This window comes from Bacillus sp. BC05(2025) (assembly GCF_056725905.1).
On the sequence record NZ_JBWYRA010000003.1, the window covers coordinates 192,034 to 205,515 of the forward strand.

19 protein-coding genes are annotated in these 13,482 nt (G+C 37.1%); 13 read left to right on the plus strand and 6 right to left on the minus strand.

Annotated elements, in window-relative coordinates; all coding sequences use genetic code 11:
• Window positions 1-6 precede the first annotated feature (6 nt).
• The gene (locus ACZ76X_RS11690) at window positions 7-984 is read right to left on the minus strand and encodes a LacI family DNA-binding transcriptional regulator (protein WP_479850538.1); all 978 of its coding nucleotides are present in this window, start codon (window positions 982-984) and stop codon (window positions 7-9) included.
• Window positions 985-1,298: 314 nt separating this feature from the next.
• Between ACZ76X_RS11690 and ACZ76X_RS11695 the strand changes: the two genes are divergently transcribed.
• The gene (locus ACZ76X_RS11695) at window positions 1,299-1,835 is read left to right on the plus strand and encodes a DNA polymerase III subunit delta (protein ID WP_479850743.1); all 537 of its coding nucleotides are present in this window, start codon (window positions 1,299-1,301) and stop codon (window positions 1,833-1,835) included.
• Between the two features lie 39 nt (window positions 1,836-1,874).
• Here the strand turns inward: ACZ76X_RS11695 and ACZ76X_RS11700 are convergent, their stop codons facing one another.
• Complete coding sequence (locus ACZ76X_RS11700) at window positions 1,875-2,258, minus strand: rhodanese-like domain-containing protein (protein WP_000108655.1); 384 nt, start codon at window positions 2,256-2,258, stop codon at window positions 1,875-1,877.
• A 170-nt stretch (window positions 2,259-2,428) separates the two neighbouring features.
• Between ACZ76X_RS11700 and ACZ76X_RS11705 the strand changes: the two genes are divergently transcribed.
• Window positions 2,429-3,265: a lipoate--protein ligase family protein gene (locus ACZ76X_RS11705; protein WP_000514079.1), complete on the plus strand. Its 837-nt coding sequence runs from the start codon at window positions 2,429-2,431 to the stop codon at window positions 3,263-3,265.
• 28 nt (window positions 3,266-3,293) lie between these two features.
• Here the strand turns inward: ACZ76X_RS11705 and ACZ76X_RS11710 are convergent, their stop codons facing one another.
• Window positions 3,294-4,133 carry a hypothetical protein gene (locus tag ACZ76X_RS11710; protein ID WP_479850539.1) on the minus strand — a complete coding sequence of 280 codons (840 nt, stop codon included), beginning with the start codon at window positions 4,131-4,133 and terminating at the stop codon, window positions 3,294-3,296.
• 270 nt (window positions 4,134-4,403) lie between these two features.
• Here ACZ76X_RS11710 and splB point away from each other — a divergent pair, with 270 nt between their 5' ends.
• From splB to ACZ76X_RS11725, 3 genes are all read left to right on the plus strand, one after another.
• On the plus strand, window positions 4,404-5,429 hold the full coding sequence (splB, locus tag ACZ76X_RS11715; RefSeq protein ID WP_479850540.1) for a spore photoproduct lyase: 1,026 nt from the start codon (window positions 4,404-4,406) through the stop codon (window positions 5,427-5,429).
• Window positions 5,430-5,572: 143 nt separating this feature from the next.
• Entirely contained in the window at window positions 5,573-6,001 is a 429-nt protein-coding gene (gene mntR, locus ACZ76X_RS11720) for a transcriptional regulator MntR (protein WP_001143073.1), read from the plus strand.
• Between the two features lie 53 nt (window positions 6,002-6,054).
• A complete protein-coding gene (locus tag ACZ76X_RS11725; RefSeq protein WP_479850541.1) occupies window positions 6,055-6,717 on the plus strand; it encodes an HAD family hydrolase in 663 nt (220 codons plus the stop codon).
• Here the strand turns inward: ACZ76X_RS11725 and ACZ76X_RS11730 are convergent.
• Together ACZ76X_RS11730 and ACZ76X_RS11735 are read right to left on the minus strand one after the other, a co-directional pair.
• A complete protein-coding gene (locus tag ACZ76X_RS11730) occupies window positions 6,714-7,115 on the minus strand; it encodes an SA1362 family protein (RefSeq protein WP_001014455.1) in 402 nt (133 codons plus the stop codon). The genes ACZ76X_RS11725 and ACZ76X_RS11730 overlap by 4 nt on opposite strands.
• Window positions 7,116-7,197: 82 nt before the next feature.
• Entirely contained in the window at window positions 7,198-8,115 is a 918-nt protein-coding gene (locus ACZ76X_RS11735) for a DUF1385 domain-containing protein (protein ID WP_479850542.1), read from the minus strand.
• A gap of 244 nt (window positions 8,116-8,359) precedes the next feature.
• Here ACZ76X_RS11735 and ACZ76X_RS11740 point away from each other — a divergent pair, with 244 nt between their 5' ends.
• Genes ACZ76X_RS11740 through efp form a run of 4 tightly spaced genes read left to right on the plus strand, consistent with a single transcriptional unit; the run spans window position 8,360 to window position 10,986 of the window.
• On the plus strand, window positions 8,360-8,848 hold the full coding sequence (locus tag ACZ76X_RS11740) for a YqhR family membrane protein (RefSeq protein WP_479850543.1): 489 nt from the start codon (window positions 8,360-8,362) through the stop codon (window positions 8,846-8,848).
• Between the two features lie 52 nt (window positions 8,849-8,900).
• A complete protein-coding gene (gene aroQ / locus ACZ76X_RS11745) occupies window positions 8,901-9,341 on the plus strand; it encodes a type II 3-dehydroquinate dehydratase (RefSeq protein WP_166701838.1) in 441 nt (146 codons plus the stop codon).
• Between the two features lie 4 nt (window positions 9,342-9,345).
• Complete coding sequence (gene pepQ, locus ACZ76X_RS11750) at window positions 9,346-10,407, plus strand: Xaa-Pro dipeptidase (RefSeq protein WP_479850544.1); 1,062 nt, start codon at window positions 9,346-9,348, stop codon at window positions 10,405-10,407.
• Window positions 10,408-10,428: 21 nt separating this feature from the next.
• A complete protein-coding gene (gene efp / locus ACZ76X_RS11755) occupies window positions 10,429-10,986 on the plus strand; it encodes an elongation factor P (protein ID WP_029439892.1) in 558 nt (185 codons plus the stop codon).
• A gap of 35 nt (window positions 10,987-11,021) precedes the next feature.
• Here the strand turns inward: efp and ACZ76X_RS11760 are convergent, their stop codons facing one another.
• Complete coding sequence (locus ACZ76X_RS11760) at window positions 11,022-11,324, minus strand: hypothetical protein (RefSeq protein WP_479850545.1); 303 nt, start codon at window positions 11,322-11,324, stop codon at window positions 11,022-11,024.
• A 190-nt stretch (window positions 11,325-11,514) separates the two neighbouring features.
• On the opposite strand from ACZ76X_RS11760, the gene ACZ76X_RS11765 reads away from it, so the two are divergent.
• Genes ACZ76X_RS11765 through spoIIIAC form a run of 4 tightly spaced genes read left to right on the plus strand, consistent with a single transcriptional unit; the run spans window position 11,515 to window position 13,478 of the window.
• Window positions 11,515-11,796, plus strand: a complete 282-nt coding sequence (locus ACZ76X_RS11765) for a YqhV family protein (RefSeq protein WP_000816054.1) — start codon at window positions 11,515-11,517, stop codon at window positions 11,794-11,796.
• 28 nt (window positions 11,797-11,824) lie between these two features.
• The gene (gene spoIIIAA, locus ACZ76X_RS11770) at window positions 11,825-12,751 is read left to right on the plus strand and encodes a stage III sporulation protein AA (RefSeq protein WP_479850546.1); all 927 of its coding nucleotides are present in this window, start codon (window positions 11,825-11,827) and stop codon (window positions 12,749-12,751) included.
• Window positions 12,745-13,260, plus strand: coding sequence for a stage III sporulation protein SpoIIIAB (gene spoIIIAB, locus ACZ76X_RS11775; RefSeq protein ID WP_000238694.1), 516 nt, complete (start codon window positions 12,745-12,747; stop codon window positions 13,258-13,260). The genes spoIIIAA and spoIIIAB overlap by 7 nt, the downstream gene beginning before the upstream one ends.
• A gap of 14 nt (window positions 13,261-13,274) precedes the next feature.
• Window positions 13,275-13,478, plus strand: coding sequence for a stage III sporulation protein AC (gene spoIIIAC, locus ACZ76X_RS11780; RefSeq protein WP_000020914.1), 204 nt, complete (start codon window positions 13,275-13,277; stop codon window positions 13,476-13,478).
• Window positions 13,479-13,482 lie beyond the last annotated feature (4 nt).

Consider the following 13,482-nt stretch of genomic DNA (forward strand, 5'->3'; position numbering starts at 1 on the left):
CTCTTTTTAGATAGTCTCTCGCTCAATTAAATGGAATGACAGCTCTTTTGCGCTACCGACAATTTGTTCGCTCTGAACCTGCTTATGGAATAAAGAAAAAGCATGTGAGCCCATTGCGAGACCGGGATGTTCAATTGTGGAAATTTCTAACGCCTTTGAAATTTCATGGTTATCAAATCCAAGGATAGCAAGGTCTTCGGGTACTCGAATGCCATGTTTTCGAGCCTCTGTTAATAAACCAGCGGCAACTTGATCATTCGCTGTAAAAATAGCGGTTGGACGATTTTTCATGTTTAAAATACGATGAAGTATTTGTGCACCGTCCTGCATTGTATAGCACTGATGAAAAATCCATTCGGGATGTAATGTTTTGCCTCCGTTACGAAGTGTATCAGCAAATGCTTTTTCACGTTCCATAGAATTTACACTTGTTTTTCTTGCTAAACAAATCCCGATTTTTTCATGGCCTTTACTGAGTAAGTAGGCGGTGCCGAGACGGAAGCCTTCATAATGATCTACGTAGACAGATGAAATAAGGGGGTGGTTCATTTTTTCGCATGAAATAATAGGAGCAAATTTTGCGAAAGGTTCAATTTGTTCCCATGAACTCGTTCGAGAGCAAATAATCATCCCGTCGAATTGCTTCATTTTCATCATTTCAAGAACACGAATTTCTTCAATGCTATCGTAATTTGTTTGACATAAATTAATGTGATATCCAGCAGCTAACGCTTCGTTTCCGATTCCTTCAATAATGGTACTAAAGTATGGAAGATTAATGAAAGGGAGCATCACACCGATCGTATATGTTTTTCCCTTTATTAAATGAATAGCATTTATATTTTTTGCATAGTTCAATTCTTCAACAGCATCGAGAACCCGCTTACGCTTTTCTTCTTTTACGTAAGGGTGATTATTAAGGACGCGAGAAACAGTTGATATGGATACACCAGCGGTTTTTGCAATTTGTTTTATATTGGCCATATGTATCACCTCTTCCCCTTATTATAAAGGGAAAATAATAAGAATGAAAAAATCTTGACCTGAAAAGCTTTTCACAAACTATGGTATGAATAAGGCTTCTTTTTATTCGCGTAACCTTTTCACTGGGGCGTAAGAATGATAGAGGTCTTTTTGTTTGCAAAATAGTTTTGTCAAAATGTGTGAGAATAACGTGGAAAGTTTTCAAAGGTGGAGCTTGGTGGTGAAGCGAATATGAAGAGCATATAAACGCTTCGTTCGTTAAGAGGGCGGTATGAAAGGGCGGAAACAAATTGAAAAAAAGGATCATTTGTTTCGTGTTTTCTAGTTTCGTACTAAGTTCATGTTCGTTTCAGCAAACGATACAAGAAGAAAAACAATTTGTAGGAACAACAGGAGGAACTATAGATCGTGTTACGGATCCAATTCCGCTGAAGGAGCTTCCAAAATATTTTCCAGTGAAATTTAAAGTGCCAGCGTTTTTACCGTATGACATTACGAGTGATGTGAAGGGGGAAGTCAGAACGATTGGAAAAAAGAAGGCTGTTGTCATGATTAAATATAAACAGCAGGAGCCAGGTAGACATGAATATATTGAGTTAAATGTTGCGAACTTTCCTTATAGTTTTCCAAATCTCGTGGAAGAGAAGCGATTTCAAGAACAAATGAAATTGAATAATGGAGCATTCGCTTATTTTAAAAATAAGGATGACTCTGGGCAAGGAGATGAATTTGCTACGCTTATATGGAAAGAGAAAGGACTTGAATATCAGCTCTTGTATCGGAATGCACAAGAAAATGATCAAGATGTGATTAAGAAAAATTTATTATACATTGCAAATAATATGAAATGAAAAAACTAGCTGAATCATTCAGCTAGTTTTTATATGTTATTATTTCTTTTTAATTTTTCCAGTCCACGTTTTGAATCCACCTTGTAATTGGTAGAAATCTTTGTAGCCTTGTTTCTTTAAGTATTGAGCCGCACGACCAGTACGGAATCCGCTTTGGCAGTATAAGTAAACTGGTTGATCTTTACGAAGTTCTTTATGACGAAGGCGAATTTGTGATAACGGAATGTTACGTGCGCCTAAAATATGTCCTGCAGTATATTCGTCTGCTTCGCGAATATCGATAAGCTGTGCTTTACGGTAGCCAGCGCGAAATTCTTCTTCTGAAAGTGTTGTAATTAATTTCTTCTGATAGAAATACATCCATACAGTGTAACCGATGAACGCTACGATTACGGCTAATAAAATAATCCAAGTTGTTGACACGATTCTATCGCTCCCTTTTTTCTTATCCTACTTTCAATATTATAATGCCCATATGTATTTATGCAACAGATTCATTTGTATATAAGAAGAAATTTCGTATTCTTTCACAAATTTTGTCGAATTTGGTAGACTAGAGAATGTGAAAAATAATTGGTTATATGAGGTGCAGGATGGGAAAAGAAAAATGGTGTTATATTAACTCTGGTCAATGTTCACCGGCATTTAATATGGCGTTAGATGAATGTTTATTAAACTGGCAAAGTGAAAAGAAAATGCCACCAACTATTCGCTTTTATGAATGGGAAGTACCAACATTAACAGTCGGGTATTTCCAGCGTGTTGAAAAAGATATTAATATGGATGTAGTTAACGAAAAGAAATATGGATTCGTTCGTCGTCAAACAGGCGGCAGGGGTGTACTACATGATAAAGAATTAACGTACAGTGTTATTGTGTCTGAAGATCATCCAAATATGCCAAAAACAGTTACAGAAGCGTATCGTGTTATTTCGCAAGGTTTATTAGACGGTTTTAAAGCATTAGGATTAGAAGCGTATTATGCAGTTCCAAAAACAGAAGCAGACCGTGAAAATTTGAAAAATCCACGCTCAGGCGTATGTTTTGATGCGCCATCTTGGTATGAAATTGTAGTAGAAGGAAGAAAAATCGCAGGTAGTGCTCAAACACGTCAAAAAGGTGTTATTTTACAGCACGGATCGATTCCATTAGAAATAGATTTAGATGAATTATACGATCTGTTTTTATTCCCAAATGAACGTGTAAAAGAACGTATGAAGAGTATGTTCTCTTCTAAAGCGGTAGCAATAAATGAATTAACAGACCGTACATTTACAATCGAGCAGTTAATTAAAGCGTTTGAGGTTGGGTTTGAAAAAGGATTAGATGTAGAGCTTGTTCCGTATGAATTAACAGAAGAACAATTACATGAAGTGCAAACATTAGCAAAAGAGAAGTATGAAAGTAAAGAATGGAATTATAAAAAATAAGAGGTGGCAATTGCCACCTCTTACTTTTTTATAGTAAATTAAGTACTTTTTCTACTTTGATTCCTTTATCTTGTAAAGAACGAAGGCGATTTACAACGTCCATAATTTCTTTGTCGAATGTAACGCTAATACCTTGGCTTTGTAGCTCTTCTTTTAATCCTTCAATAGAATCATCTATGTCGATGCCAAGCTCGTAATCTTGACAAACTTCAATTGTCTTTTTCACGAGTTTCACATAATTTTCTTGTAGTTTTGAATTTGTTTCAGACAAAGCAGGTTGCTTCGGTTTTGTAGGCGCGACCGGTGCTGTCTCTTGCTTTGTAACTGGAGTTGGTACTTCTTTTTTCACAGGTGCTGGAGTAGATAATTCCACAGCAGCTTCTACACTTACTGGCTTCGGTGCTAGTACTGGAGTAGGTTTCGGTGCTACAGGTGTTTCTACTCGCGTAACAGGTTTTGGAGCAGCTGTAACTGCTTTTGGAGCTTCTACAACTACTTCTTTTTTCGGAGGAGCTTCTACAACTGTTTCTTCTTGCTCAGCAGCCTCTTTATTTTCTTTACTCCACATAACGCGTTCTATTTCTAGAGAAACATTATTTTTGTTCATCGCTGTTAATGTAACTTTACCAACTTCAGCGTTTCCAGTGAAATCAACAATTTTATAAATAACACTCTTGTTCCAATCCACGTTTCCGCTCAAAAATAATTCTTCGTTACATTTCGGCGTTAAGCCCTCGATTTTAATTTCTGCGTTTACACCGTTTTCACTATATACCATAATTAGCGAAGCATTTACATCTTCGTCTGCTAACATTAGTTCACGTACCATTTTGCCGGTGCGTACTTGCGTTTTCTTCTTAACTGACATCTAATTTCTCCTCTCAAAAATTCAGTAATAATAAAAAATCGTATAACGAAAAATAATTGCTCACGAAGATTTATGATACCGATAATAAAAGCATCACGTCAACAATTAACTTTAATTATTTTGCATTTTTCTTATTTTCTTTATGAAATTTTTCAATTTGTAAAATTAGACAGAAGAAAAACAGCCTTTTGAAGGGCTGTTAAAACGTGGAAAACTTTAATGCGTGTTAATTTTTCATCGTTCCCCATACTAACGAGAGGAGGGAAGTATATGAAACCGTTTATGCCAAAACTTGTTTACTTTGAACCGAAGGCACTTGAATATCCACTTGGAAAAGAGCTATATGAGAAGTTTACGAAGATGGGATTAGAAATTCGTGAAACGACATCCCATAATCAAATTAGAAATTTGCCAGGTGAAAATGATTTGCAAAAATATCGCAATGCAAAGGCAACGCTTGTCGTTGGGGTGAGGAAGACATTAAAATTTGATACGTCAAAGCCGTCAGCTGAATATGCGATTCCGCTCGCAACAGGATGTATGGGACATTGTCATTATTGTTATTTGCAAACGACACTTGGGAGTAAGCCTTACGTTCGCGTATACGTTAATCTTGATGAAATATTTGAGAAGGCACAGCAATATATGGATGAAAGAGCACCTGAAATAACAAGATTTGAAGCGGCTTGTACATCAGATATCGTTGGGATTGACCATTTAACACATGCATTAAAGCGGGCGATAGAGTTTATCGGAGAAAGTGAATATGGGCGTTTGCGTTTCGTTACGAAATATTCGCACGTTGATCATTTATTAGATGCAAAACATAATGGGAAAACTCGTTTCAGGTTTAGTATTAATTCACGGTATGTGATTAAAAATTTTGAGCCGGGGACGTCACCGTTTGAAGAACGAATTGAAGCGGCTCGTAAAGTAGCAGGCGCGGGTTATCCGCTTGGTTTTATAGTTGCGCCACTTTATATGCATGAAGGATGGGAAGAAGGATATCGTGAACTATTTGAGCGACTGTACAATGCACTAAAAGATTTGTCCATACCGAATTTAACATTTGAATTAATTCAACATCGCTTTACAAAACCTGCAAAAAAGGTTATACAAGAGCGTTATCCGAGTACGAAGCTTGAAATGGATGAAGAGAAGCGAAAATATAAATGGGGACGGTACGGCATTGGGAAATACGTATATAAAAAAGATGACGCAGCAGTATTAGAAGAAACAATAAGAGGTTATATACATGAGTTTTTCCCTGATGCAGAAATACAATACTTTACTTAAGAGGAGTCTGTATACAAATACAGATTCTTTTTGTTTTATATATTTAGGCTTGTTTTCAACTTGTCACGTTATTCTTTCTGGTGTATCATTTTATTGATTGCTTCGTACGGAATGAGCAAAATGAAATTGGATGGAGGAAACCGATGCCTACCCCTAGTATGGAAGATTATATTGAACAAATTTATTTGTTGATTGATGAAAAGGGTTATGCCCGCGTATCTGATATTGCTGAAGCGCTTAGTGTACATCCATCCTCTGTAACAAAAATGGTGCAAAAATTAGACAAAGATGAATATCTAATTTATGAAAAATATAGAGGGCTTGTATTAACATCAAAAGGTAAAAAAATCGGAGAACGTCTCGTATATCGTCATGACTTGCTAGAGCAATTTATGCGTATTATCGGTGTGGATGAAAGTAAGATTTACAATGATGTAGAAGGAATTGAACATCATTTAAGTTGGGAAGCAATTGACCGCATTGGTGATTTAGTGCAATACTTTGAACAAGATGAAGTTCGAGTGGAAACCCTTCGTGGTGTTCAAAAGGCAAATGAAGAGAAAAGTAATTAAGGGGAACGTATGTCGTTTCCTTTTTTATTTCAATCGAAAAGGATGGGAGAATTATGAAAGCAATTATTTTTGATTTTGATGGATTAATTGTGGACACAGAAACAATATGGTTTCACTCTTTCAGAGACGCCGTTCGTGAGTACGGTGGAGATTTACCTTTAGAGGAATTTGCAAAGTGTATTGGAACGACAGATGATGTACTGTATGCATATTTAAATGAGCAATTAAAAGAGAAGTTTAACAAGCATGCATTAAAAGAAAAAGTGAAAATTTTACATAAAGAAAAAATGAAAACACCAGAAGCTCGTGACGGGGTAAAAGAATACCTAGAAGAAGCGAAAGAAATGGGATTAAAAATTGCGTTAGCTTCTAGTTCATCTAGAGAATGGGTGGTTCCTTTTTTGGAAGAGCTACAAATTCGAGATTATTTTGAAGTTATCAAAACGAGAGAAGATGTTGAAAAGGTAAAACCAGATCCAGCACTTTATCAAATTGCGATAGAAGATTTAGGGATTGATCCGTCTGAGGCTGTTGTATTTGAAGACTCGTTAAACGGATTGAAAGCAGCGATTGCGGCAGGGTTAAAGTGCGTCGTTGTGCCTAATGATGTGACACGGAAATTACCGTTTGAAAATCATCATCTTAGAATTGAAAGTATGAAAGATAAAAGTTTGAAAGAAGTACTGCAAAATATAAAGAAAGACCGTATTTCCTAAAAGGAAGCACGGTCTTTCTTTTTGTTTTTTTTACCTTCAATGACAGTTAAATGAGATTGTTTTCTTTTTCGTTTCAAAGTGGAAGGAGTGCCTTTTTTCCCTTTGTCATTAGAAGCGTTTGATTTAAAGAAAGAATTGCTTAGGGGTGCTACATTTTGTTTCCCATGTTTGCGGCTCGATTGTTTTGCAGCACGCTTATATGAGCTTTGCGAATTTGCTGAACCGCTAGAGTTTGTAAACATTTTGTAGAGTAGATAAAAGATACCAACGACAGCCAACATGATACCAATATTTCTTAACACTCCCATTGGGTTTGTAATGACAGATGAAACAAGGCCGAATATTGCTAATCCGATAATAAGCACAAATATAGCGAAAGTAAACGAACGACCGTTCATAAGGAACACCTCCTAAAAACATATATTAAAATTAGTATATTAACGATGAGGAAAGGAGTTGAACACCATTTTTAAATAATTATTATTTGTTTTCTAAACGTAATAATTCTTCAAACGATGCAATAGCTACTTCCACTTGATCATCTGTTGGTTCTTTCGTTGTTAATAGTTGTAGCCATAATCCGGGATATCCAAGTATGCGTAATAGTGGAATATCACGTAAGCGATTCGTAAATTGTAACACTTCAAAAGAAATGCCGAGAACGACAGGAATTAATAAAATTCGGTTTACGACTCTGGCCCACAGTGGATCTGTAGGGACAAGGAAATAAACAAACATTCCGATAATGACTGTAAATATAATAAAGCTACTGCCACAGCGATAATGAAGGCGAGTTTGTTTTTGCACATTTTCTACAGTCAGTGAAAGATTATTCTCATAGGCATTAATTACTTTATGCTCCGCACCGTGGTACTGAAAGACCCGCTTAATAAGTGGGGTTAAAGAAATAAAGTATATATAGCTCAATAATAGCATGAGCTTAATGACACTTTCGACAATGATTTGCCCTGTATGAGATGGGAAAATCGGTCTCGTTAATTCAGCTAGTAGTGCAGGGACTGCTGTGAAAATGACTTTACCGAATATGAAAGATAAAACGCCAACTGCTGCAACTCCTAATACCATCGTTAACTTCGATTGTTCTTCTTTTTTATTTGCAATTTGTTCATCTTCTTCTGGGTGGACATCAAATCGTTCTGAAGCAAAGTTCAAATGTTTTGCTCCGTTTGCGCTTGCATCCACAATAGCGGCAATCCCTCGTAAAAATGGAATTTTTTTTAGGATAGATAATGCTTTATTACGAACGCGTGGTAATCGATAAAATTCAATCGATTTATCTTTACGACGAACCGCTGTAACAGTATATTCTCTACCGCCAAACATAACTCCTTCTATGACTGCTTGCCCGCCATATATTTGTTTTGACTCTTCTGCCATGTTAACACCAACCTGTATTTGTTTCTCTCTTATGTAGAAAAAGAGGCAATTGTCATACTGGGTTCTGTCGTTTTGAAATAAGACAATCACCGAGTTTCCTTTATTTTATCGACAAATACAAGTATATGACAAGGAAAAATGTTACGAGAGTCGGACATTTCTTATTCTTTTTATAGACAAATTTCGCAGTATTTAAACATGGTTCAAAATAGTTTCGGGCATACTATTGAGCGGAGGTGTCGATGTGAGTCAAGAACAATTAGGAACAAGGAATTTTGTACAAATTGGTTTATTTGGTGGACTCTTTTGGGGAGGGATATGGTATTTCCTTCATATATTTTCATTTACGGAAGCGGGACCGAACTATTTATTATTACCATTTGCCTTTGGAAGCTGGAAAGAAGGGGTATGGGGCAATGTGTCAGGAATTGTTTGTATGGCACTACTCTCGATTTTAATTGCCTTTTTGTATAAAGCGTTTTTGGCAAAGTTTGAAGGAATTCTTCCGGGGATGATTTATGGTCTATTTTGGTGGACGTTACTATTTTTCGGAATGGGGTTAATAGCGCCTGCTATTAAAAGCGCACTCCATTTACCGAAAGAAACAATTGTGACGACGATATGCATTTTTATATTGTATGGTGTGTTTATAGCCTACTCTGTTTCTTACGCAGTAAATACCAATAAGGCCGAGCGAGAAGGGGAAGAGAAGACAAACTATTCAAATAAGTAACTCCTATGTTAAAATGTTGTATAGACATTTAATATTAAGGAGTTTTAAGCATATGAAAAAGGTACTCCTCGTAAACGGTCCTAACCTAAATCGCCTTGGTGTCAGAGAGGTAAATGTATATGGAAAGGGCACGCTAGCGACACTTGAAGCAGATATGAAGCAAGAAGCAGAAACAATGGGAGTGGAGTTAGAATGTTTCCAATCGAATCATGAAGGGGCGATTATCGATTGTATTCATGAGGCGGAAGATATATATGAAGGGATCATTTTAAATCCTGGAGCATTTACACATTATAGCTATGCGATTCGAGATGCAATTGCGAGCATTTCGATTCCTGTTATTGAAGTACATATTTCTAACATTCACCAGCGTGAGTCGTTCCGTCATGAATCTGTGACGGCAGCTGTTTGTGCGGGACAAATTGTTGGATTTGGTTTTTATGGCTATAAGTTAGCGTTATTTGCATTAATGGAGAAATTGAGGGAGGCATAAAGTAATGGAGAAAATCGAAAGATTAAGAAGTGCATTTGATGAGGCTGGTATTGACGGAATTTTGTTAATAAATGAACATAGTCGTAGATATATGGCTAACTTCACCGGAACAGCTGGTGTTGTACTGATTTCGAAAAACCGTGCTCAATTTATTACAGATTTCCGTTATGTAGAGCAAGCTACTAAACAAGCGGTTGGATACGAGATTGTACAGCATGCAGGACTAATCATTGACGAAGTTGCAAAGCAAGTGAAAGAACTAGGAATTCAAAAGCTTGGCTTTGAGCAAGATACCCTTACATATAGTTCTTATTCAGTGCATAAAGAAGCAATCGATGCTGAATTTATCCCAACTTCTGGGCTTGTAGAAAAGTTACGCTTGATAAAGACTGATTCAGAGATTAAGATATTAAAGGAAGCTGCACAGATTGCAGATGCTGCCTTTGAACATATTCTATCATTCATTCGCCCGGGAGTATCTGAAATTGAAGTGTCAAATGAACTTGAATTTTTCATGAGAAAACAAGGAGCAACATCTTCTTCGTTTGATATTATCGTTGCTTCAGGTCTTCGTTCGGCATTACCGCACGGCGTGGCATCTGAAAAAGTGATAGAAACAGGAGATTTCGTTACATTAGACTTCGGCGCTTATTACAAAGGATATTGCTCTGATATTACTCGTACGATAGCAGTTGGTGAACCATCTGATAAATTGAAAGAAATTTATAATATCGTTTTAGAAGCACAACTACGTGGTGTGAACGGTATTAAAGCTGGTTTAACAGGCCGTGAAGCGGATGCGCTAACGCGCGATTACATAACGGAAAAAGGATATGGCGAATACTTCGGACACTCTACTGGTCATGGAATCGGTCTTGAAATCCATGAAGCACCAGGTTTAGCGTTCCGTTCTGATACAGTACTTGAACCAGGTATGGCTGTAACAGTAGAACCAGGTATTTATATTCCAGGTATTGGCGGCGTACGTATTGAAGATGATATCATTGTAACAAGTGAAGGTAATGAAGTAATTACGAAATCACCAAAAGAACTTATTATTTTGTAATACACAGGAGGATTTTTTTACATGATTTCAGTAAACGATTTTCGTACAGGTTTAACAATTTCAGTGGATAATAGCCTTTGGCAAGTACTTGATTTCCAACACGTAAAGCCAGGTAAAGGTGCTGCATTCGTTCGTTCTAAACTACGTAACCTTCGCACAGGTTCTGTTCAAGAGAAAACATTCCGTGCAGGTGAAAAAGTAGAAAAAGCACACATCGAAAACCGTCGTATGCAATACTTATACGCAAGCGGTGAGGCTCACGTATTTATGGATAACGGAACTTATGAGCAAATCGAACTTGGTGAAAACCAAATCGAGCGCGAGCTTAAATTCCTAAAAGAAAACATGGAAGTATCTATTATGACTTACCAAGGCGAAGTACTTGGTGTTGAACTTCCAAACACAGTTGAATTACAAGTTACAGAAACAGAGCCGGGTATTAAAGGTGATACTGCTTCTAACGTAACAAAACCAGCTACATTAGAAACTGGTCTTGTTGTACAAGTACCAATCTTCATTAACGAAGGCGAAATGCTTATCATCAACACTGGTGAAGGTAAATACGTTTCTCGTGCATAGTAGAAAAGCACTCGTGATTATCACGAGTGCTTTTTTTATAGAAAATAGGGCAGATAATGAATAGTGGTTATTATAAAACTGAAAGCCGTAAGACTAGCAGCGCCTGTTGTGTAAGGACTCCACGTCATTTGAAAAGGTTTTACCGTACCTGTTTTATATATAGTGTGATCAATGTTGGCGTTTTGGTTTATATTTAAAGCAATGAGCCAAATTGCACCGAATATCGCTAAACTACCAAGGAAAAAGGCCTCTATAAATGACCAATCGACCAATGATGAAAAAAGATAAATAAGAGCTAATTCTACTACGACTGTTAAACTAATTTTTACTAACTTCATATTTTACACCCCTCCTTTTTAATAAATATACCATAAAATACCATTATAATTAAGAATATTCAAATTATTTGCGAGTGGTAGATAAAAATTATGTTTTTAATTCTGAAATAGACAACCTCTGCATATGGTTGTACAAATATATTCTTTTTTAGCATACGCACTAGTAACCGTTATGGGAGAAGGTGGGAGAATGAAACAGTGGCTAGCGGCAATGGAAACATCTGTGCTTGTAATGGGGCTGCTTCGGTTGTTTTCAGGTAGCGCGGAAATATTCGCCGCTTTGCTTATGCTCTATGTGAATGATGCGAAGAAGGCATTGTTTATAAATGGTATGTTGGCGTTTGTTGGACCGACCGTATTAATTTTAACAATGACAATAGGCATAGCGAGTGTGGCAAGTGAGATTTCTTTCTTGAAACTCTTTTTTCTAGCGCTTGGAATTGGCTGCATTTTTATCGCGTTGTTGAAATAAGTAAGTCGAGTATAGTGGGGCGAAGCTGATGAAAGAAGTATTAGAAGTTTTACCGAAAACGATGAAGCAGTTAGTGGAAAGTTGTAAGCAGTACGATGCTCTAGAGGAAATCCGTGTTCGAATTGGAAGACCGCTAGAATGTATTGCTCATGGTGAAGTGTTTTTTTATGACTATGTCGTTACAGCAGATGATGCTATTTACTTATTGAATAAGTTAAGTCAATTCTCAATTTATACGATGGAAGAAGAATTAAAGCGTGGGTATGTAACACTTCGAGGTGGGCATAGAATCGGCTTAGCAGGAAAAGTCATTACAGAAAAAAGCGCAGTGAAAATGATTCGAGATGTCTCTTCCTTTAATATTCGTATTGCTCGTCAAAAAATTGGAATTGCTGAACCACTTTTGCCGTATTTGTATGAATCACGATGGTTAAATACGATGGTAATTGGCCCGCCGCAAACGGGGAAAACAACACTTTTAAGAGATGTAGCACGTTGCATGAGTCAAGGTGTAAGTGCTTCGGAAATTCCTTCTTGTAAAGTGGGGATTGTTGATGAACGGTCAGAAATTGCTGGCTGTGTGAAGGGCATCCCGCAATATGAATTTGGCGCACGAGTAGATGTGTTAGATGCATGTCCAAAAGCTGAAGGAATGATGATGATGATCCGTTCTATGAGTCCAGATATTTTGATTGTAGATGAAATCGGACGTAAAGAAGATAGTGAAGCGATTATGGAAGCGGTGCATGCAGGGGTGCAGCTTTTTATAAGTGCACATGGATTTTCTTATGACGATGTTGTGAAACGCCCATCACTAAAGGCGGTACTGGAGCTCGGTATATTTGATAGGTTTGTGGAACTATCAAAAGTAAGAGGGCCAGGAACAGTTATGCAAGTGAAAGATAAATATGGAAAACCGGTATTACCTTATAGAAAGGCTGAGGGTGTATGGTGAAAATATTTGGTGCAGTATTAATCGTTGCGGTCAGCACCTTTTTCGGGTTTTCATACGCTAAAAGATACAGTGAGAGACCAAGGCAACTTAGATTATTAAAAGCGGCACTTCAATCATTAGAGGCAGAAATTATGTATGGGCATACACCGTTGTCTGAAGCCGCTGAGCGATTAGTGAAACAAATGCCGAAGCCGTTAAATTGGATATTTCAAAGTTTCGCTAGAAGGCTAGAAAGTGGAGACCAAACAGTAAGAGAAGCTTGGATAGATAGTTTGAAAGAAAATTGGAAGCTAACAGCATTTCAACAAACTGAGTATGAAATTTTGCAACAATTTGGTGAAACGCTCGGACAACATGATCGTGAGTCACAGCAAAAACATATTCGCTTATGTATTACACATTTAGAAAGAGAAGAAGAAGAAGCGAAAGCGTTACAACTACAATATGAAAAAATGATTAAGAGCTTGGGGGTACTAGCGGGGCTACTTATCGTAATTTTACTGCTATAGGAGGGAGAAAGGCGATGTCCATTGATGTTGGATTAATATTTCAAATCGCCGGAATCGGCATAGTTTTAGCTTTCATTCATACCGTACTAAAAGAATTAAAGCGTGAGGATATTGCGAATTGGGTTATCCTCGTCGGTTTTGTCGTTATTTTATTTCACGTCGCATTTTTAATTAATACGTTATTCGACAAGATTAAAAGTGTCTTTCTCTTCCAGTAAAAGG

Excerpts from the sequence above, each read along its gene's own strand:
- ACZ76X_RS11690 (WP_479850538.1), bottom strand. The coding sequence starts at position 984 with ATGGCCAATATAAAACAAATTGCAAAAACCGCTGGTGTATCCATATCA.
- ACZ76X_RS11705 (WP_000514079.1), top strand. The coding sequence starts at position 2,429 with ATGGGAAAAGAAAAATGGTGTTATATTAACTCTGGTCAATGTTCACCG.
- ACZ76X_RS11710 (WP_479850539.1), bottom strand. The coding sequence starts at position 4,133 with ATGTCAGTTAAGAAGAAAACGCAAGTACGCACCGGCAAAATGGTACGT.
- splB (WP_479850540.1), top strand. The coding sequence starts at position 4,404 with ATGAAACCGTTTATGCCAAAACTTGTTTACTTTGAACCGAAGGCACTT.
- mntR (WP_001143073.1), top strand. The coding sequence starts at position 5,573 with ATGCCTACCCCTAGTATGGAAGATTATATTGAACAAATTTATTTGTTG.
- ACZ76X_RS11725 (WP_479850541.1), top strand. The coding sequence starts at position 6,055 with ATGAAAGCAATTATTTTTGATTTTGATGGATTAATTGTGGACACAGAA.
- ACZ76X_RS11730 (WP_001014455.1), bottom strand. The coding sequence starts at position 7,115 with ATGAACGGTCGTTCGTTTACTTTCGCTATATTTGTGCTTATTATCGGA.
- ACZ76X_RS11735 (WP_479850542.1), bottom strand. The coding sequence starts at position 8,115 with ATGGCAGAAGAGTCAAAACAAATATATGGCGGGCAAGCAGTCATAGAA.
- aroQ (WP_166701838.1), top strand. The coding sequence starts at position 8,901 with ATGAAAAAGGTACTCCTCGTAAACGGTCCTAACCTAAATCGCCTTGGT.
- pepQ (WP_479850544.1), top strand. The coding sequence starts at position 9,346 with ATGGAGAAAATCGAAAGATTAAGAAGTGCATTTGATGAGGCTGGTATT.
- efp (WP_029439892.1), top strand. The coding sequence starts at position 10,429 with ATGATTTCAGTAAACGATTTTCGTACAGGTTTAACAATTTCAGTGGAT.
- ACZ76X_RS11760 (WP_479850545.1), bottom strand. The coding sequence starts at position 11,324 with ATGAAGTTAGTAAAAATTAGTTTAACAGTCGTAGTAGAATTAGCTCTT.
- ACZ76X_RS11765 (WP_000816054.1), top strand. The coding sequence starts at position 11,515 with ATGAAACAGTGGCTAGCGGCAATGGAAACATCTGTGCTTGTAATGGGG.
- spoIIIAA (WP_479850546.1), top strand. The coding sequence starts at position 11,825 with ATGAAAGAAGTATTAGAAGTTTTACCGAAAACGATGAAGCAGTTAGTG.
- spoIIIAB (WP_000238694.1), top strand. The coding sequence starts at position 12,745 with ATGGTGAAAATATTTGGTGCAGTATTAATCGTTGCGGTCAGCACCTTT.
- spoIIIAC (WP_000020914.1), top strand. The coding sequence starts at position 13,275 with ATGTCCATTGATGTTGGATTAATATTTCAAATCGCCGGAATCGGCATA.